An 18,325-nucleotide genomic window follows, 5' to 3' on the forward strand; every position below is an offset into this window, starting at 1 on the left:
GACGGTGTCGTTGCCATCCCCGATGCGCCCGGCCTTGGCATCGAGATCGATCGTGACGCGCTCGCCAGGTTCAAGATGCCCGAGACATGAGAGTGTTGTTGACACGCGTGCCGACCAGGGCCATGTCCGAAATTGCCGGGTATGTTCTCCCACATCATCGCGGCGAGATACATGGGTGCTTGTGTGTCCGGCTTAGCGCCAACACACTTCGAGCTAGTCGCCCGCAAGCCCGTCGGCAAGTACCAGGGCCTGTTCGCGCTCGTCGAGGTGCATGAGGCCGCCATCTCGGTTTTGGCGAACCCTTTTCATGTGATCGCGTGGACTGAGACCCAGAGTTCGCTTGAACATGCGTGAGAAGTAGTAGGGGTCGGGATAGCCGACTTCCGCGGCCGCAGAGGAAACCGAAAGCCCTGCTTCGAGAAAGTGCATCGCCCGCTCCATGCGTTTCAGTTCCTGGTACTTGCGCGGCGTGCGCGCCACGCGCTTTTGGAATTCCCGCAGGAAATAATCGCGATTGTAGGGTGATGCCTCAACCGCTTTCGTCGCAATATCCGGGTCGAGCGGATTGGCGGAGATCATCGTTGCGGCCTTCATGACAGCGAGATCGATCGCGTCTGCCCCCTCGGGCTGGTAGGTGGCATGGTCTCGCCACCCGATGAACGCATCCTCGATGAAAGCGATCAACAGAACCATGAACAGGTGGTGCTGGCCAAGCGTCACGGAAGAGGGCGGCGCGCTTTGACGATAGTGGCGCGCCAACGGCTCAAGCAACCCCCACCGCGCCAGTCTCAACTTCGGCACCAAATCCATCTGCTCGACCAGGTTGTGGCGGCCGTAAATATCAAGAGTGAAATGCTGGGCGAGGCCAAGATACGTCTCCGGTCCCTCGCTCCATCCGATGAAGCGCTGGCCGCGCGAAATCAGCATGGCATCACCCGGCTCCATCACGCGTGGCTCGCCGTCGACCAGATAGTGGCCGCGCCCTTCAAGGCAGATGACGAGGTCGTCGACCGGGTTCGACTTGTCGATGCGCCAAGTCTGCGAATGCTCCATCCGGATAGCAGCGCGGGTCAGATTAAGCGTCAGCGCCGCCGGTGGAATAGCTGAGAGAATTCCACCTTCAATTTCGTCCATCTTTTTCCTCGCCTTTGTGAATTCATTCTGCGACAAAAATACGTGAATGTCATCGCAGAAATGCATGCACGCACCGCATCGAACTGGGAGGAGATCGGTCAGCGGACGGGGAGGAGGCTACAGCCTGCGCCTGTCTGCGCCGTTCCGGGAGCGTAATTTGTACGAAACCGTATCTAAAGTGGCCGCTCTGCAGTGCCGTCCGGGAGGGCCGGCATGAAAGGGCATCGTCTTTTAGGGCTTGGCTATCTGGCGCCCTACATTATCGGCCTCTTGATCTTCACGGCCATTCCGTTCATCGGCTCATTCTATCTCAGCTTCACGAGTTACGACTTGATGAGCGAGCCGCGCTGGACAGGTGTCGCCAACTACGAGCGGCTGTTTACCCGCGACCGGACTTTCATCAAGTCGCTGAACGTAACGCTGCTTTACGTGTTCATTACCGTGCCTTTGAAGCTCGCCTTTGCGCTCTTCATCGCTGCAATTCTAAACCACAGGTTGAAATTCATCGGTCTTTTTCGAACGGCGTTCTATGTGCCTTCAATCCTTGGGGGGTCGATCGCGATTGCCGTTTTGTGGCGTTATGTCTTCGCTTCGCAGGGCCTTGCGAACATGGCGCTTTCGACCCTTGGTATCGCGCCCGTCGATTGGTTCGGCGATCCCGTGAATGCGCTTTTCACCATCACGCTGCTGCGCTGCTGGCAGTTCGGCTCGGCCATGGTGATCTTTCTTGCCGCTCTTCAATCGATCGACAAGTCACTTTATGAAGCGGCCGCCATCGACGGCGCCGGCAAAGTGCGCACCTTCTTCTGGATCACCCTACCGCTGCTAACGCCGGTTATTTTCTTCAACTTGATCATGCAGATGGTTCAGGCGTTCCAGGAGTTTAACGGCCCTTACATCATCACCCAGGGCGGTCCACTCAAGGCGACTTATCTACTGCCGCTCTACATTTATGACGAGGCTTTCAAGAAGTTCAACATGGGCTACGCCTCGTCTATCGCCTGGGTGCTCTTCGCCATCATCACTGTGCTGACCCTTGTTGCCTTCTGGTCCTCCAAGAAGTGGGTCTATTACGCCGGCGACAAGAGGAGCTGACGAGATGACCGAGTTTCAATCTCTCAACGATCGCGTGGCTGCACGCAGGGCAAGGGTCCGCCTGATCTCCACGGCGGTTCGCTATGTGCTCCTGTTTTCCGTTGGGTTCGTCATGCTCTACCCGCTGATCTGGCTGGTAGGCGCGAGTTTCAAGACGAATTCGGAGATCTTTTCTGGTGCTGGTTTCATGCCGGCAAATCCGACGGCTGACGGCTATGTAAAGGGCTGGCAGACGTCGACGCCCTATACGTTCGGCCGGTTCTTCTGGAATTCCTTCCTGATCATTCTGCCGAAGGTCATCGGTACGGCGATCTCATGCACGATGGCGGCTTATGCCTTCGCAAGGTTCGACTTTCCGCTGAAGAAGATCCTCTTCGGTTCGGTCATTGCCATCCTGCTTCTGCCAAATGTTGTAACCCGTATTCCGCAGTATATTCTCTTTCGCGATCTCGGCTGGCTCGACACGTTCCTGCCACTCTGGGTACCTTCCGCCTTTGCGGGCGATGCCTTCTTCGTCTTCATGCTGGTGCAGTTCCTGCGCTCGCTTCCGGCGGATATGGAAGAGGCCGCTCGTGTTGACGGCGCAAACAGTCTTCAGACGCTGGTCTACATCGTCGTGCCGATGCTCGCGCCGGCGCTGATCTCTGTCTGCCTGTTTCAGTTCATGTGGACCATGAACGACTTCCTGGGACCGCTGATTTACCTGTCATCGGTCGACAAATATCCCGTGAGCCTCGCGCTCAAACTTTCCATCGACACCACCGAAGCCTTCGAATGGAACCGCATTCTCGCAATGTCGGTGCTGACGATCACGCCTGCCTTGGTCGTCTTCTTCGCTGCGCAACGGTACTTCATTGAAGGGATCTCCTCTGGGGGAGTCAAAGGCTGAACATGGCTAAGGTCCAATTGAAGAACCTCGAAAAGGTCTATGGCAACGCATTCAAGGCCGTGCACGGGATCAATCTCGATATCGAGGATGGCGAGTTCATGGTCTTCGTCGGTCCCTCTGGCTGCGCCAAGTCCACCACATTGCGCATGGTCGCGGGGCTCGAGGAGATTTCGGGAGGCGAGGTCGTGATCGGCGACCAGCGGGTTAACGACCTGCCGCCCGGCAAACGCTCCATCGCAATGGTGTTCCAGAACTATGCACTGTACCCGCACATGAAAGTGCGCGGCAATCTGGCCTTCGGGTTGAAGATTGCCGGCAAGCCGAAGGCGGAGATCGACGCGGCTATCGCTCACGTAGCCAAGATCCTTGAAATCGAGCCGTTGCTCGATCGGTTGCCGAAGCAGCTCTCCGGCGGCCAGGCCCAGCGCGTGGCGCTTGGGCGTGCATTGATCAAGAAGCCCGGCGTCTTCCTGTTCGACGAGCCGCTGTCCAACCTCGACGCCAAGCTGCGTGCCTCGATGCGTGTCCGCATCACCGACCTGCACCGCCAGCTCAAGGCCGAAGGCTTATCCTCAACGGTCATTTACGTGACACATGACCAGACCGAGGCGATGACGATGGGCGACCGCATCTGCGTCATGCAGGCGGGCCACATCATGCAGGTCGCCGCGCCGAAGGAGCTCTACAATCGCCCGGCGAACCTTTTTGTCGCTGGCTTCATCGGCAGCCCCGAGATGAACCTTGTCGATGCCGAACTTGTCGACGGGCATCTTTCTATCGGGACCCAGCGCCTGCCGCTCGGCTCCAACCTTCAAGCAAGGCTCTCGGCGAGGCCGGCAGAGGCGGTGCTCGGCATGCGCCCGCAGCACCTCTCACTCGCCACCGACGGCCCTGCGTTCACAGCGAAACTCACGAATGCCGAGTTCATGGGCCATGAAGTCTACCTTCACGCCGATCTCGAGGGTCGAAAGCTGGTGAGTGTAGTGGGCGCCGCCGAATTCGAGGCTCTTGGCCGCTCCGATCTGATCCGGCTGCGCCCGGACCCCAGAAAGCTTCATGTTTTCGACAAGACCGATGGCCGCAACGTGTCGCTTTGAGGAGGCGATGCGTCGTTCAATTTCAAGGAGGAGAAACCAATGAGAATGACAGTAAAGATCGCTGCGCTCGCCAGCGTTGCATATGGCGCTCTCGCGCTCGCCACGGCAGCGCACGCCGCTGAGCTACGCATGGCGTGGTGGGGCGGCGAGAGCCGCCACGTTGCCACCCAGAAGGCGATCGCAGCTTGCGGTGAAAAATATGGCCATACCGTCAAAGGCGAGTTCACTGGTTTTGACGGCTACCTCGAAAAGTTAACGACCCAAATGGCCGGCAAGACCGAGGCCGATATCGTGCAGGTCAATTGGCCGTGGCTACCGCTGTTTTCGAAAAATGGTGACGGTTTTGCGGACCTGCGGACGCTCCAGGCGATCGATCTTTCCAACTGGAGCGAAGCCGATCTCGCGGCGGGCTCAATGAACGGCGTCTTGCAGGGGCTTTCCGTCTCGACCACCGGCCGCGTCTTCTTCTTCAACGCCACGACCTTCGAGAAGGCCGGGGTGCCTATCCCGAAAACCTGGGAAGAGTTCTTCGCTACGACGGCAACGATTAAGGAGAAGCTTGGCAAGGACTATTACACCTTCAACGCGGTCAAGGAGACCGCGCAACTTCTAACGACATTGGCCGTCGTCCAGAAGACCGGAAAGGATCTTGTCGATCCTGAGACCAACCGTGTCGCCTGGACACCTGAGGAGCTGGCTGAAGGCATTTCCTTCCTCGGCAAGCTGGTCGAGACCGGCGCCATTCGCTCCCAGAAGGAAGAGGCCGCCGACGGCAACGTCAATCTGTTCGAGAAACCCTCCTGGGCCGAGGGGAAGGTCGCCGGTTCCTATGAATGGGATTCGACCTATTCCAAGTATGCCGATCCGTTGAAGGACGGTCAGGTGTTGACGCCCGTGCCGATGCTCAAGCTTGCTGATGCGGTAACGGACGGCGTCTATCGCAAGCCCTCCATGGTGTTCTCGATCTCGAAGAATTCGAAGGACCCAGCGGCTGCGGCGCAAATCGTCAACTGCCTGTTGAACGAGCCGGAGGGGATCGATGCACTCGGTACCTCTCGCGGCCTGCCGGCGTCGAAGGCCGCTGCCACTCGCCTTGGCGAAAAGGGCGAGCCCGAGGTGCGCGCCGCCAATGCCATCGTGCTGGCCGCCGGCGGGCCGACGGTTTCGCCGTTCAATGAACACCCAGAGATCCGCGCCGCCTTCATCGATACGCTCGAGGAATACGCCTACGGGCAGCTCGATGCCAAGGACGCGGCAGAACAAATCATCGATACGGTGAACGACGTTCTCGCCAAGTTTGACTGATCGCTAAGACTGCCCGCCGTTGCTTGTCGCGGCGGGCGTCGCTGCGCCCTGCGGGAAGCCTACACGAGAGAGATTATGACCCGACCATCCATCATCGCGCTGTCGGCGCGAACGGCGGCGCTTTGCCTGCCGGCACGCGGAGCGCTATACCACCTGCCGGCGACAGCGAAGTGGCGCCTTTCCTCGTCCGACGGGGACAATCAGATGCGGCAGGGAGAGACCTCCCTTGCTGTGCCTCTGCTGCACGAGCTTCAACCTCGCACACGTTACCGCTTCGAAGCGGAAGGGTTTGAAGCGGTCGAGTTTGACACCCCGTCCTGCGCGGGGCTCGTCGACGCTGCCGAGTTTGGTCTTGTCCTTGATGTTCTTCCCGAGGATTTCGACGGTGCCCGCCGGAATGCGGCTGCTTTGAGAGAGGCCGTTGCTGCGGTTCCGGTGGGCGGTACGTTGAGGGTGCCGGCTGGGGTCTGGACGGCATTTCCGGTCAAACTCAAGAGCCACATGACTTTCCACCTTTCCCAAGGGGCGGTCTTGCGAGCGCCGTCGGTGCGGCGCGGATGGCCCATCCTGCCCGCCCGTGACGCGTCCGGCCGGATGTTGGGGAGCTGGGAAGGCCTTCCGGCCGACTGTTTCGCAGCTCCGCTCCATGCCGTTGGCGTGAAAGAGTTGACAATCGAGGGGCAGGGCACGCTCGACGGTTCCGGCGATAGGGGCGACTGGTGGACCTGGCCGAAAGAAACGCGTGACGGTGCACGCCGCCCGCGCGGCCTTCATCTCGTTTCCTGCTCAAATGTGCAGCTCCTTGGCTTTGCCATCCGCAATGCGCCCTCCTGGACGATCCACCCGCAGGGCTGCAGGCAATTGACGGCGGCAGGACTATTCATTTACGCTCCGTTCGACAGCCCAAATACCGATGGCTTCAATCCTGAAAGTTGTCGCGACGTGACAATCACCGGCGTGCGCTTTTCCGTCGGGGATGATTGCATCGCCGTGAAGGCCGGCAAACGCGGCCCAAATGGTGAGGATGACCATCTGAGCGAAACGCGTGGCGTGCGGGTGAGCCACTGCTTGATGGAGCGTGGCCACGGGGGGCTCGTCATTGGTTCGGAAATGTCTGGTGGCGTGCACGACGTTTCGATCGAGAATTGCGCCATGGTCGGTACAGATCGCGGCCTGCGCCTTAAGACGCGGCGCGGGCGTGGTGGAGCGATCACCGATATCGCTATGCGCAGCGTTCTTATGGACGGCGTCGAGACCGCGCTTTCTGCCAACGCACACTACCATTGCGATGCCGACGGCCACGACGCCTGGGTGCAATCCCGCCAGCCGGCTCCAGTCGATGTGGGCACGCCTGTCATCGACGGCGTCACGATCGAGGATGTCGAGATCCGGAAGTTGGCCCATGTCGCCGGTACCTTCCTTGGCCTGCCGGAGGCCCCAATCCGCAACATCAAAATTCGTCGACTCAAGATCGTCTCCTTCAACTACGAAGCCACAGCCGCTCCTCCTGTCATGGCCGACGGGATCCGACCGATGCGGCATGAAACGATCGTCTCGGAACAAGCGGACGTCGATTGCGACGAGCCGGCGCTCCTGAGCACCGCCGCGATATCAACGCACTTCGAGTGAGAGATCCCATGAACCCGACCGACTATTTCGACCAGTTCGCGCATCGCTACAGTCCCTACAAGGGCGGGAGCTGGTGTTACGAAGACGGCTGCCTCTACCGAGGCCTTCAGCTGCTGTTTCAGGCGACGGGCGAGAAACGTTGGATGGACCATCTTCACCGGCTGGCCGATCGGCAAATCGGGCCCGATGGCTCACTCCTCGGCTACGATCCCACAGAATACAATATCGACCACATTCTCGCCGGACGATCGCTCTTTGCCTTGGCCAGGGATACCGGCGACGCCCGCTATCTCGCGGCGGCAGAACATCTGGCTGGTCAACTCGAAAGCCATCCGCGCATCCCCCAGGGCAACTACTGGCACAAGAAGCGCTACCCACACCAGGTCTGGCTCGATGGGCTCTATATGGGCCTGCCGTTTCAAATCGAATATGCGCTGGCCACGGATAGGCCGGCGCTTGTTACTGACGCCCTTCGGCAATTTTCGACGGCGCTTTCGCTAACGGCGACCCCGGCCGGCCTCTATGTTCATGGTTACGACGACAGCCGAAAACAGCTGTGGTCCGATCCGGAGACAGGCAAATCGCCTGCCGTGTGGGCACGCGCTGTTGGCTGGCTGGCGATGGCGCTCGTGGATGCGCTGGCGCTTCTACCTGATGACGAAATCTCCGGTCCTCATCGGCTGAGGGCACGCCAGCTTTTGGTGGAACTCATGGCGCGGCAGACATCGTCTGGCCTCTGGATGCAGGTGCTTGACGCACCGAACCTCGAAGGCAACTACGAGGAAAGCTCGGCCTCCGCCATGTTTGCCTATGCGCTGATCCGCGCCGCACGCCTTGGGCTCGTCGAACCTGATCGAGCGTCAGAGACAATCGCGGCCGGCCGCCGCGCACTCGACGCTCTGCTCTCTATGCGGCTCATTGCCGACGCCCAGGGCATAACCAGGCTGACGACGATCGTCTGCGTTGCAGGTCTCGGAGGCTTCGAAGGCACGTACAGGGACGGTACGCCCGGCTACTACCTCGCAGAACGGCTGGTGAGCGACGATCCCAAGGGCGTCGGTCCGCTGATGATGGCCTTCGCCGAAAGTGTCAGCAAACGTGTCGATCAGTCGCTCTCACCCGGGACGAGCGTCATGGGCCAGAGGAACCGCGCAGATCTCACCGGGTAAATGTCGGCAAAAGCCGGCATCGTACCAAGCAGGGATTCGGCAAGTGCTATGCCAAGATCGCGTAGGGACAGGCTGAAAGCCGTCAATCGGGGCGACAGGAATTGCGAATGCGGACTTTGACGACCGATGATCGCCATGTCCCGTCCGGGCTTTATGCTGGCTTCCACCAGTCCGCGATAAAGGCCGACAGTGATTGCTTCGTTGATGAGCACAATCGCCGTCGGACGGGTCTCAAGCGCACTCAGTTCCCGGGCGATTTGATACCCTCCCGCTTCGTTCGGGGTTGAGCGGAACACATGACGCTCGTCGAGGTGAAGCCCATGTCGGGCCAGGGTCGCGCGGCACTGATCTTCAAACACATAGCCCAGGTTCATGTCGTCATGCGGCCGCGTGATCGCTATTTGCTTGTGGCCGTGCGCAACCAGCCGATCGATCGATGCCTCAGCCATGCCCTCGAAATCCAGATCAAGCCAGGGTTGACCGACATCTGTCAGGCTACGTCCGAGCGTGATGAACGGGATCTTGCGTTTGGACAACAGCTCGAAGCGGGCATCGTGTCGCCTTGTTGCCGAAAGGATGATGCCGTCGGCAAAACCGCGCGCGACAACGCGCTTCAAGTAGTCGTTCGGATCCTCCTCAGAGGAGCAGAGCAGGGCGACGAGGTCGAGCTTGTGACGAGCAAAGACGGTCTGGACACCGTCGAAGACGCTCATGAAGAATGTGTCCCCCTGGCCGGTGATTTCGGAGCCGGTCTGCATCATGAAGCCGATGACGCCGGTCGCGCCCTTGCGGAGCGCACGGCCCGATTGGTTGGCGACATAACCAAGGGACTCGGCTGCTTCGAGCACCCTTTTTCTGGTCTCTTCGTTGACGTCGGGCTTACCGTTCAGCGCCCGGGATACTGTCCCGATCGAGATATCGAGGTGTTCGGCAAGCTCGCGAATCCCCTTCATTTTTCCGCGTTCCTCCCCAGACCCGCGACTGGTCATTTTCACACCTCTTGACATAAAAACCCTTTGCCGCATAGTATCGTAAACGTTTACGGAAGCCAATTGAGGAGTTGCTGCTTCCGTTTCTTGGAGGAAATCACGTGCGATACAGGGCCGTTTTGTGCGGGTGCGGAGCTATGGCCAAAGGCTGGCTGAGGGCGCTGACGGAGAGCGAACTTCTTCGCGTGAAAGTCGAGATCGTTGGCCTCGTCGATCTCGACCAGGCGACTGCTGAGGCGCTCGCTACCGAATTTAACCTTGGCGGCATCGTTATCGGAACGGACCTGCCGACCGTGCTTCGCGAGAGCCGCGCAGATCTTTTGTTCGACATCGTCGTTCCGGCCGCACGTCGTGCGGTGGTGGCCGCCGGACTTGCGCATGGTTGCCACGTTTTGAGTGAGAAGCCCATGGCCGCCTCGCTCGGCGAGGCACGCGAATTGCGTCGACTTGCTGCAGCGGCCTCGCGGATCCATGCGATCGTTCAAAACCGTCGCTTCATCAGCGGTGTTCGGCGCATACGCCGCCTCATCGAGTCGCTCGTTCTCGGTGAGCTGACGGCGTTGCATTGCGACTTCTTCCTCGGCCCGCATTTCGGAGGATTTCGCGAGCAGATGGACAATGTCTTGCTGCTCGACATGGCCATCCACACCTTCGATGCAGCGCGCTTCATGTCGGGCAAGGACCCGCTCGCGGTCTATTGCCACGAATACAATCCCAAGGGCTCCTGGTATCGCCATGGCGCGGCGGCCAATGCGATCTTCGAGTTCTCCGACAATGTCGCCTTCACCTATCGCGGTTCCTGGTGCGCTGAGGGTGCCAACACCAGTTGGGAGAGCGCGTGGCGCATCACCGGTTCGAAGGGCACCTTGCTTTGGGATGGCGGCGATCGCTTTGACGCCAAAGTCGTTACGGGTCAGGAGGGCTTCATGCGCACCGTTGAACCGGTTGCGGTGCCCGATACCGAAGATCTCGCCGATACGAACGGGCATGCCAGCGTGATCGAGAATTTCATCCGCGCGATCGACGCGGGAGCTGTGCCGGAAACCGACGGCAGCGACAACATCAAGAGCCTTGCCATGGTCTTCGGCGCGATCGACAGCGCGCGGGATGGCAAACGCGTCACCATTGCAGCCTAGGGAGCCTATTTTGATCAACCCAAGCAAATCCATCCGTATTGGCACGATGATCTCTGCCACGAAGGGCGGTGCCGACAGGCGTATCGCCCAGATCGCGGGCATGGGCTTCGAGAGTTTCGAGCCCTTCTTCTGGCAAACGACGAATGGCCAGGACCTCGCCGACCTCGGCAAGCGTTGCGTGGCGGCGGTCGGCGATCGTGACATCACCATCTCCACGATCGGCATGTTCGGCAATCCGTTGGAGACGACCGCGATCGACGAAGAGACCTTGCAGGGCTGGCGAGACTGCATCGACAATGCCCACCACTTCGGCGCGACCTGCGTTGCCGGGTTCACCGGCCGCCTTCGCGGCAAGCCTTTGACCGACAGCCTGCCGCGTTACAGGAAAATCTGGTCCGAGTTGTCGAAACGTGCCGCCGACAAGGGCGTGAGGATTGCATTCGAGAACTGTGCCATGGACGGCAACTGGCATACCGGCGATTGGAACATCGCGCATAATCCGGATGCCTGGGAACTGATCTTCAACGAGACGCCAGACGACCACATCGGGCTCGAATGGGAGCCATGCCATCAAATGGTCTATCTGATCGATCCGCTGCCGCAGATCCGCAAATGGGCAAGCAAGATCTTCCACGTGCACGGCAAGGACGCGACCATCCGCTGGGACGTCATCCGTGAACACGGGATCTTCGGCAAAGAGAAATTCGTCTTCATGCGTACGCCCGGCTTTGGCGACACGAACTGGACCGACGTGATCTCCGAACTTCGGCTGGCTGGTTGGTCCGGCTCGATCGATATCGAAGGCTGGCATGACCCGGTCTATCGCGATGATCTGGAGATGACCGGCCAGGTTCACGGCCTGAATTACCTTAAAACGTGCCGGGGCGGCGACTTCGTCATCGATCCGGTCTGAGACGTGCATGTTGGCCGGCATGGAGGATGCCGGCTCGGGGAAAATCAAAGGAGGAGAAAATGGCTATCCGCGGATCCGCAATCCTGGGCGCGCTCGCCCTTGCAGGTGTCTCTCTATTCGGCCTCACCGCCAAGGCGGAGGATGTCACGATCAGCGTCTGGTCGCTCGATCGCGATATTCAACCCGCACCGAACTTGATTTCGGACTTCAACAAGCTGAACACTGGCATCAAGGTCGAGTACCGCCAGATACAGTTTGACGACGTCGTCAGCGAGGCGATGCGCGCCTATTCGACCGGGCAGGCACCCGACATCATCGCTATCGACAATCCTGAGCATGCGCTTTTTTCGTCGCGCGGCGCGTTCCTCGATCTCACCGATATGATCGCCAAGTCGACGGTGGTCAAGACGTCGACCTATTTCCCTGGCCCGCTCGCCTCCACCATGTGGGATGGCAAGAATTACGGTCTTCCCAAGGCCACGAACACGATTGCGCTCTACTACAACAAGGACATGTTCAAGACGAAGGGCCTCGATCCTTCCAAGCCGCCGCAAACCTGGGACGAACTCGTCGATGCGGCTCGCAAGCTGACGGACCCTGCGGCCAACGTTTATGGGATCGCGTTTTCAGCTAAGGCGAACGAGGAGGGGACCTTCCAGTTTCTCCCCTGGGCCCAAATGGCCGGTGGTGGCTACGAGCACATCAATTCGGATGGCGCCGTCAAGGCGCTCGACATCTGGAAGACCATCATTACGGAGAAGCTGGCGTCGCCGGACACGCTCACCCGCGGACAGTGGGATTCGACCGGTACCTTCAACTCCGGCAACGCCGCCATGGTCATCTCCGGCCCGTGGGAGCTCGACCGGATGGTCAAGGAGGCGAAGTTCGACTGGGGTGTCGCTCTGTTGCCCGTGCCTGAGCTCGGTGCGGAGCGTTCGTCGGCCATGGGCGATTTCAACTGGGCGATATTCTCCAACACGCAACACCCTGCCGAAGCGTTCAAGGTGCTCGAGTACTTCGTCTCGCAGGACGATCGCATGTTCAAGGACTTCGGCCAGCTTCCCGCCCGTTCCGACATCGCTATTCCGGAGACTGGCGTGCCGCTCAAGGACGCGGCCCTTAAGGTCTTCAATGAGCAGTTGAAATACGCAAAGCCGCGCGGCCCGCACCCGGAATGGCCGAAGATCTCAAAGGCAATCCAGGATGCAATCCAGGCAGCGTTGACGGGACAGATGAGCTCGAAGGAAGCACTCGACCAGGCTGCTGAAAAGATAAAGGCAGTCCTGGGCTAAAGTCTTGGCCAAGGCGGCCTAGAGGCATCCCGCCTGAACCGGAGAGCCGGGCCGCCTTCCGCAAGCGCTCGATCGCATTGAGGCGCTGGGACGGAAACCCGCAAAAACCATGCCGGCTATGCCGGCGTGGTTCTGGTTGTCTAGTTTGCAGGCCAAGCTGCGTCAGCCCAAATGCGCTGAGGCCTTGGCGGCGGAGGAGCTCATGAAACGCCTTCTATCCAGCATCATCGACGGCCGCGGCTTCGATATCGGCCTCGTGAGCCTGCCGCTCGCCTTCCTGCTAACCCTGTCCGGCCTGCCACTGCTCTACAACATCGCCATGAGCTTCCAGGAGGTGGACATGTTCAGCCTCGGCAGCTTCTGGCGCCCGTTCGTCGGTCTCAAGAACTACCGCGATCTCTTCGCCCAGCCGGAAACCTGGCCGATCCTGGCCAATACCGCGACTTTCGTCGTCGCCTCGATCGCCGGTCAGTTCCTCGTCGGCTTTGGACTGGCGCTGTTCTTTTGGACAAATTTTCCAGGCGCCTCGTGGGTGCGGGGTCTGTTTCTGGTTTCCTGGGTGATGCCTGGCCTCGTGGTTGGCGCGATCTGGAATTGGATCCTGTCGGGCGATTTTGGCGTGCTCAACTTCATGCTGCGGGAAACAGGCCTCATCGACAGCAATATTTTCTGGCGCTCGGATCCCGGTTACTCGCTCTGGGCCGTCATCATCGCGAATATCTGGCTCGGTACCTCCTTCAACATGATCCTGATGTCCGTCGGTCTGTCGGCCATTCCGCGGGACCTTTATGAGGCGTCCGAATTGGATGGTGCCAATGTCTGGCAACGCTTCTGGACGATCACGCTGCCGATGATGCGCTCGTCCGTAGGGGCCATCATCGCGCTCGGGCTCATTTTCACGCTGCAGCAGTTCGATCTTTTCGCCTCGATCACCTCCGGAGGGCCGAACAATGCCTCCAACGTCACGCAATACTGGGCCTGGGATCTGTCTTTCCGGCAGTACGATTTCGCCAAGGGCGCGACGATCTCGGTGATCATGATCGTCTTTGTGATGATCGCTTCTGTCGTCTACGTGCGTTCGACACGACATGAGGTGCGCGGATGAGCAATGTATCCCGGGATCGCCTGCTTCTCGCAATCGCGATCATTCTCGCCGGCCTTTATCTGTTCCCACTCTACTGGATGTACATCACCACGATCAAATCGGGGTCGGAGATGTTTGCCACTCCGCCGACCTTCTGGCCGAGCGATCCCCAGTGGCAAATCTTCGGCAACGTGTGGCAGAGCCGGAACATGGGCCGGTACATCTGGAACTCCTTGGTCATCGCCTGCGGATCGGTCAGCGTCATCACCGTGCTTGGTGTTGGCTGCGCCTACGTGCTGGCGCGCTATCGCAACATCTGGATCGATATCGGGCTCTTCCTCATCCTCATGTTGCAGGTCCTTCCGGCGTCGCTGATGGTGACGCCGATTTTCGTGGGCTTTTCGCAAGTTGGGTTGCTCAACTATCCGCGGCTTGCCGTCATCCTGGCGATTGCGGCCAAGAGCATGCCGTTCTTCGTCGTCCTGGTGCGCGCGACCTTCATGAGCGTGCCACAGGAACTGGAGGAAGCAGCCCTTGTCGACGGCAACTCCAGGGTCGGCGCATTCTTCAATATCGTCCTGCCGCTCGCACGCAACGGCATCCTCGTCAGTGCGATCCTGATTTTCATGCAGGCCTTTGGCGAGTTCGTCTATTCGAAATCGATGATCCAGGCCGTCGAGCTGCAACCGGCAAGCGTGGGGTTGAACTCCTTCATGGGGCCAAACACCAATGAATGGAACAATATCATGGCCTACGCGGCGATCTACGTGACGCCGATCCTCGCCATTTTCGTCCTCCTGCAACGCCGCATCGTCTCTGGTCTTACCTCGGGAGCGCTCAAATGAATGCCCAGATCGAACTAAGGAACGTCAACAAGTATTATGGTGCCTACCATGCGCTGAAGGACATCGAGCTTTCGATCCGCAAAGGCAGCTTTACAGCTCTCGTCGGTCCGTCAGGTTGCGGGAAGTCGACGTTGTTGCGGTCTCTGGCGGGCCTGGAGAGCATATCGTCCGGTACGCTCAAGATCGCTGGCGAGGTGATGAATGCAGTGCCGCCGCGCAAGCGCGATGTGGCGATGGTGTTCCAGTCCTACGCGCTCTATCCGCACATGACGGTTGAGGAAAACCTGACTTATAGCCTACGCATCAGGGGCGTTGCCAAGGCCGAACGCAAGAAGGCGGCACATGAAGTTGCCGCCGTCACCGGGCTCACGCATCTCCTGGCGCGTTATCCGCGCGAGCTTTCCGGCGGTCAGCGGCAACGCGTAGCGATGAGCCGGGCGATTATCCGGCACCCAAAGGCGTTCCTGTTCGACGAGCCGCTCTCCAATCTTGATGCCGCACTTCGCGTTCATATGCGCAAAGAAATCCGCGCGCTGCACGATCGGCTGGGCGCCACGTCGGTCTATGTCACGCACGATCAGGTGGAAGCGATGACAATGGCGGACCATGTCGTCATCATGCGTGACGGCGTCATCGAACAACAGGGCAGTCCGCTTGAGCTTTATGACCGGCCGGCTAACAAGTTCGTGGCCGGCTTCATTGGATCTCCTGCCATGAATTTCCTGCCCGCGGTCGGCGGTCCGGACGGACGCTCGATCATCCTCGATGTCGGTGCCAAACAAACGATCGCCCTTAACCGGACGGTGCAGCCAGGACAGGCCTTGAGCGTCGGCTTGCGTCCGGAGCATATCGAACTTGCGGCAGCCGATGAGGGCATTCTCTCAGCATCAGTGGCAATGATCGAATCGACCGGTGCGACGTGCTTTCTGACAATGGCAACCACGCCCGAGCTGTCGGTGGTCTTCAATGGCCGATCGGTCGCAAGAGCAGGCGACCGGGTCGGACTGAGCTTTGCTCCCGGCAGCATGCATCTTTTCGATGCCGATACCCAGCGCCGCCTTGCCGATTGAAGCCCAAACTATCCAGGCGCGCACCGCCAAAAAAGGAGCCTGCCGACGCCTCGGCTGCGCGTTCCCGGCCAACTCGTCGGTTCTCAGCGGTGGCTCGACCCGCTTCGAGGATCATGCTTTCCCGATCTGAGCGACACGGAGATTATTCGTGCTGCCTTCAGTCGCGAACGGGAATCCGCTGACGATGACAGTTTGAAGGTCCGTCCGACGCCGGTGAGGAACAACGATTTGAGCGTTTCGGGCGAATTTGAAGCCGGCCCGACCGTCGCAACGATCTTGGCCTTGCGGTTGCTGCGTGGGAGCATGATTTCTATCCGATCAGGATTGCGCGTATGTCATTGACGTTTGTGAGTGTTGGCCCGGTGACGACAAGGTCGCCAATCGCCTTGAATGCGGTGTAGCTGTCATGTTGTGAAAGCGCGGTGCGCGGAGCAATGCCGACCTGCTTCAGACGGGTAAGGGTGTCAGGAGTGACGAAAGCACCCGCAGCGTCCTCGACACCGTCGATACCGTCTGTGTCTCCGGCAATTGCCCAGATCGAATTTGCACCACTCAAGCCAATCGCAAGGCTCAGCAGGAATTCGGTGTTGCGGCCGCCACGTCCGGTCGAGCCTTTCGGCAAGGACACGGACGTTTCTCCGCCCGACAGGAGCACGGCTGGTCCCGCAACCGGTAAGCCCTTGTCGCGCGCGGAGAGCGCGATGCCGGCAAAGACTGTACCGACTTCTCTCGCTTCTCCCTCAAGCGCATCGCCAAGGATCAAGGGGCGGATCCCGTGAGATTGCGCAACTTGTGCCGCCGCATGCAGGGCTGTGGACGGTGAGGCTATCAGCCGCGTTTCAGCGTTAATCGGGGCGCTCACCGCCGCGGAGCCGCCACCGTCGAGAACGGCGATCGCTTCCGGAGGAAGCGCGAGTTTGTAGCGCGCGACGATTTCGCGAGCCTCGACAACGCCCGTCTCGTTGGAGACAGTGGGTCCCGAGGCAATTTCGGAAGAGTTGTCGCCCGGCACGTCGGAGATCACGAGCGTGACGACCCTTGCAGGATATGCTGCCTGCGCGAGCCGTCCGCCTTTTATGTTTGAAAGCTGCTTTCGAACGGCGTTCATCTCCGAGATCGTCGCACCGCTGGCAAGCAGCATCCGGTTGACCTCCTTCTTGTCGGCCAACGTCATGTTGCCGGCTGGAGCAACCAGCAAAGCGGAACCGCCGCCTGAAATCAGGGCAATGACCAGATCGTCCGGCCCAAGGTCGCGGACCTTCTCAAGGATACGTGTCGCCGCCTCAACGCTCATCGCGTCGGGGACCGGATGGGCCGCTTCGACGATTTCGATGCGCCCGGCAGGAACTGCATGGCCATACCTCGTCACGACTAGTCCGGAAAGTTCAACGTCGCTCCATGCGGCGTCGAGTGCCGCCGCCATCGCAGCCGAAGCCTTTCCGGCTCCGATCACGATGCAGCGGCCCTTGGGCGGATCGGGCAGGTGGTTTGACACCACTCTAACCGGATCCGCGCTGGTGACCGCTGCGTCGAACATTTGACGCAGCGCATCGCGGGCGGATGTATCGCTAAAGGTCATTCGGCAGCAACGAGGATGTTTGAGCCGGCGATCGCCTCGCAAACGGCATCGGTCACCTGCTGTGTGGTGGCGGTGCCGCCGACATCAGGGGTGAGGATGCCTGCCTCGGTGACGCGTTCGACAGCCGTCATCAGTCTTGTCGCAGCGTCTTTTTCTCCAAGATGTTCGAGCATCTGGGCGGCCGTCCAGAAGGTGGCGATGGGGTTGGCGATGCCCTTGCCGGTGATGTCGAAAGCTGAGCCGTGAATCGGCTCGAACATTGATGGGAAGCGACGCTCCGGGTCGATGTTGGCAGTCGGTGCGACGCCGAGGGAACCAGCAATGGCGCCGGCGAGATCCGACAGGATGTCGGCATGCAGGTTGGTCGCTACAATGGTGTCAAGACTTTCCGGCCTCAGCGTCATGCGCACCGTCATCGCGTCGACTAGCATCTTGTCCCAGGTCACATCCGGGAATTCCTTCGAAACTTCGGCAGCGATCTCGTCCCACATGACCATGCCATGCCGCTGCGCGTTCGACTTGGTGACGACGGTCAAGAGCTTGCGCGGCCGCGACTGGGCGAGTTTGAAGGCGTAGCGCATAATGCGGGTAACGCCGACGCGTGTGAAGATGGCAACCTCGGTGCCAACTTCCTCCGGCAGCCCCTTGTGGGCGCGACCGCCGTGGCCCGAGTATTCGCCTTCGGAATTTTCTCGAACGATGACCCAGTCCAGGTCGCCTGGCCCGCAGTTGCGCAGCGGCGGAGTAATTCCTGGGAGTATCTTGGTCGGTCGGACGTTGGCGTACTGGTCAAAGCCCTGGCAGATTGGAAGACGCAGGCCCCAGAGCGTGATGTGATCGGGGACATCCGGCGCACCAACCGCACCAAAGTAGATTGCGTCGAACTTCTTGAGTGTCTCCAAACCATCGGCCGGCATCATGACGCCATGTTTTTTGTAGTAATCCGAGCCCCAGTCAAAGGTTTCGGAGTGGATCTTGAAGTCGCCGCTACGCTTCTCCAGCGCCTCAAGGACCTGAAGACCCGCTGCGATCACTTCCGGGCCAATTCCGTCGGCCGGTATCGCTGCAATTTTGTATTCGCGCATTGTTGTTCTCCAAT

At 59.8% G+C, this 18,325-nt stretch carries 16 protein-coding genes; 12 read left to right on the forward strand and 4 right to left on the reverse strand.

The features are described from left to right. Nucleotides 1-213: 213 nt before the first annotated feature. On the reverse strand, nucleotides 214-1,134 hold the full coding sequence (locus tag ASE71_RS33875; protein ID WP_060516783.1) for a helix-turn-helix domain-containing protein: 921 nt from the start codon (nucleotides 1,132-1,134) through the stop codon (nucleotides 214-216). Between the two features lie 213 nt (nucleotides 1,135-1,347). Here ASE71_RS33875 and ASE71_RS33880 point away from each other — a divergent pair, with 213 nt between their 5' ends. From ASE71_RS33880 to ASE71_RS33905, 6 genes are all read left to right on the forward strand, one after another. After that, nucleotides 1,348-2,229, forward strand: coding sequence for a carbohydrate ABC transporter permease (locus ASE71_RS33880; RefSeq protein WP_034798656.1), 882 nt, complete (start codon nucleotides 1,348-1,350; stop codon nucleotides 2,227-2,229). 4 nt (nucleotides 2,230-2,233) lie between these two features. Then, nucleotides 2,234-3,118 (forward strand): carbohydrate ABC transporter permease, encoded by an 885-nt coding sequence (locus ASE71_RS33885; protein WP_060516781.1) that lies wholly within the window; start codon nucleotides 2,234-2,236, stop codon nucleotides 3,116-3,118. Between the two features lie 2 nt (nucleotides 3,119-3,120). After that, on the forward strand, nucleotides 3,121-4,215 hold the full coding sequence (locus ASE71_RS33890) for an ABC transporter ATP-binding protein (protein WP_034798661.1): 1,095 nt from the start codon (nucleotides 3,121-3,123) through the stop codon (nucleotides 4,213-4,215). Nucleotides 4,216-4,254: 39 nt separating this feature from the next. Beyond that, nucleotides 4,255-5,520: an ABC transporter substrate-binding protein gene (locus ASE71_RS33895; RefSeq protein ID WP_060516779.1), complete on the forward strand. Its 1,266-nt coding sequence runs from the start codon at nucleotides 4,255-4,257 to the stop codon at nucleotides 5,518-5,520. Between the two features lie 75 nt (nucleotides 5,521-5,595). Beyond that, the gene (locus tag ASE71_RS33900) at nucleotides 5,596-7,149 is read left to right on the forward strand and encodes a glycoside hydrolase family 28 protein (RefSeq protein ID WP_060516777.1); all 1,554 of its coding nucleotides are present in this window, start codon (nucleotides 5,596-5,598) and stop codon (nucleotides 7,147-7,149) included. An 8-nt stretch (nucleotides 7,150-7,157) separates the two neighbouring features. Next, nucleotides 7,158-8,318 carry a glycoside hydrolase family 105 protein gene (locus ASE71_RS33905; protein WP_060516775.1) on the forward strand — a complete coding sequence of 387 codons (1,161 nt, stop codon included), beginning with the start codon at nucleotides 7,158-7,160 and terminating at the stop codon, nucleotides 8,316-8,318. Here ASE71_RS33905 and ASE71_RS33910 read toward each other — a convergent pair. Next, complete coding sequence (locus ASE71_RS33910; RefSeq protein ID WP_060516773.1) at nucleotides 8,255-9,271, reverse strand: LacI family DNA-binding transcriptional regulator; 1,017 nt, start codon at nucleotides 9,269-9,271, stop codon at nucleotides 8,255-8,257. The two genes, ASE71_RS33905 and ASE71_RS33910, sit on opposite strands and share 64 nt — an antisense overlap. Nucleotides 9,272-9,408: 137 nt before the next feature. Here ASE71_RS33910 and ASE71_RS33915 point away from each other — a divergent pair, with 137 nt between their 5' ends. The 6 genes from ASE71_RS33915 (at nucleotide 9,409) to ASE71_RS33940 (ending at nucleotide 15,647) form a co-directional block, all read left to right on the forward strand. Continuing rightward, nucleotides 9,409-10,443, forward strand: coding sequence for a Gfo/Idh/MocA family protein (locus ASE71_RS33915; RefSeq protein WP_082566432.1), 1,035 nt, complete (start codon nucleotides 9,409-9,411; stop codon nucleotides 10,441-10,443). A 10-nt stretch (nucleotides 10,444-10,453) separates the two neighbouring features. Beyond that, nucleotides 10,454-11,356: a sugar phosphate isomerase/epimerase family protein gene (locus tag ASE71_RS33920; protein WP_034798673.1), complete on the forward strand. Its 903-nt coding sequence runs from the start codon at nucleotides 10,454-10,456 to the stop codon at nucleotides 11,354-11,356. 59 nt (nucleotides 11,357-11,415) lie between these two features. After that, nucleotides 11,416-12,648, forward strand: a complete 1,233-nt coding sequence (locus tag ASE71_RS33925) for an ABC transporter substrate-binding protein (protein WP_034798675.1) — start codon at nucleotides 11,416-11,418, stop codon at nucleotides 12,646-12,648. 202 nt (nucleotides 12,649-12,850) lie between these two features. Beyond that, entirely contained in the window at nucleotides 12,851-13,753 is a 903-nt protein-coding gene (locus ASE71_RS33930) for a carbohydrate ABC transporter permease (RefSeq protein WP_034798678.1), read from the forward strand. Continuing rightward, complete coding sequence (locus tag ASE71_RS33935; RefSeq protein ID WP_060516769.1) at nucleotides 13,750-14,577, forward strand: carbohydrate ABC transporter permease; 828 nt, start codon at nucleotides 13,750-13,752, stop codon at nucleotides 14,575-14,577. Before ASE71_RS33930 ends, ASE71_RS33935 begins: the two co-directional genes overlap by 4 nt. After that, complete coding sequence (locus ASE71_RS33940) at nucleotides 14,574-15,647, forward strand: ABC transporter ATP-binding protein (protein WP_060516766.1); 1,074 nt, start codon at nucleotides 14,574-14,576, stop codon at nucleotides 15,645-15,647. The genes ASE71_RS33935 and ASE71_RS33940 overlap by 4 nt, the downstream gene beginning before the upstream one ends. A gap of 310 nt (nucleotides 15,648-15,957) precedes the next feature. Here ASE71_RS33940 and ASE71_RS33945 read toward each other — a convergent pair whose 3' ends face one another. After that, the gene (locus ASE71_RS33945) at nucleotides 15,958-17,226 is read right to left on the reverse strand and encodes a glycerate kinase (RefSeq protein WP_060516764.1); all 1,269 of its coding nucleotides are present in this window, start codon (nucleotides 17,224-17,226) and stop codon (nucleotides 15,958-15,960) included. After that, nucleotides 17,223-18,311, reverse strand: coding sequence for a tartrate dehydrogenase (locus ASE71_RS33950; protein ID WP_060516762.1), 1,089 nt, complete (start codon nucleotides 18,309-18,311; stop codon nucleotides 17,223-17,225). The genes ASE71_RS33945 and ASE71_RS33950 overlap by 4 nt, the downstream gene beginning before the upstream one ends. Between the last annotated feature and the right edge of the window lie 14 nt (nucleotides 18,312-18,325).

Origin of the sequence: Ensifer sp. Root954 (genome assembly GCF_001429005.1) — a bacterium.
Lineage (GTDB): Bacteria > Pseudomonadota > Alphaproteobacteria > Rhizobiales > Rhizobiaceae > Ensifer > Ensifer adhaerens.

Excerpts from the sequence above, each read along its gene's own strand:
- ASE71_RS33875 (WP_060516783.1), bottom strand. The coding sequence starts at position 1,134 with ATGGACGAAATTGAAGGTGGAATTCTCTCAGCTATTCCACCGGCGGCG.
- ASE71_RS33880 (WP_034798656.1), top strand. The coding sequence starts at position 1,348 with ATGAAAGGGCATCGTCTTTTAGGGCTTGGCTATCTGGCGCCCTACATT.
- ASE71_RS33885 (WP_060516781.1), top strand. The coding sequence starts at position 2,234 with ATGACCGAGTTTCAATCTCTCAACGATCGCGTGGCTGCACGCAGGGCA.
- ASE71_RS33890 (WP_034798661.1), top strand. The coding sequence starts at position 3,121 with ATGGCTAAGGTCCAATTGAAGAACCTCGAAAAGGTCTATGGCAACGCA.
- ASE71_RS33895 (WP_060516779.1), top strand. The coding sequence starts at position 4,255 with ATGAGAATGACAGTAAAGATCGCTGCGCTCGCCAGCGTTGCATATGGC.
- ASE71_RS33900 (WP_060516777.1), top strand. The coding sequence starts at position 5,596 with ATGACCCGACCATCCATCATCGCGCTGTCGGCGCGAACGGCGGCGCTT.
- ASE71_RS33905 (WP_060516775.1), top strand. The coding sequence starts at position 7,158 with ATGAACCCGACCGACTATTTCGACCAGTTCGCGCATCGCTACAGTCCC.
- ASE71_RS33910 (WP_060516773.1), bottom strand. The coding sequence starts at position 9,271 with ATGAAGGGGATTCGCGAGCTTGCCGAACACCTCGATATCTCGATCGGG.
- ASE71_RS33925 (WP_034798675.1), top strand. The coding sequence starts at position 11,416 with ATGGCTATCCGCGGATCCGCAATCCTGGGCGCGCTCGCCCTTGCAGGT.
- ASE71_RS33930 (WP_034798678.1), top strand. The coding sequence starts at position 12,851 with ATGAAACGCCTTCTATCCAGCATCATCGACGGCCGCGGCTTCGATATC.
- ASE71_RS33935 (WP_060516769.1), top strand. The coding sequence starts at position 13,750 with ATGAGCAATGTATCCCGGGATCGCCTGCTTCTCGCAATCGCGATCATT.
- ASE71_RS33940 (WP_060516766.1), top strand. The coding sequence starts at position 14,574 with ATGAATGCCCAGATCGAACTAAGGAACGTCAACAAGTATTATGGTGCC.
- ASE71_RS33945 (WP_060516764.1), bottom strand. The coding sequence starts at position 17,226 with ATGACCTTTAGCGATACATCCGCCCGCGATGCGCTGCGTCAAATGTTC.
- ASE71_RS33950 (WP_060516762.1), bottom strand. The coding sequence starts at position 18,311 with ATGCGCGAATACAAAATTGCAGCGATACCGGCCGACGGAATTGGCCCG.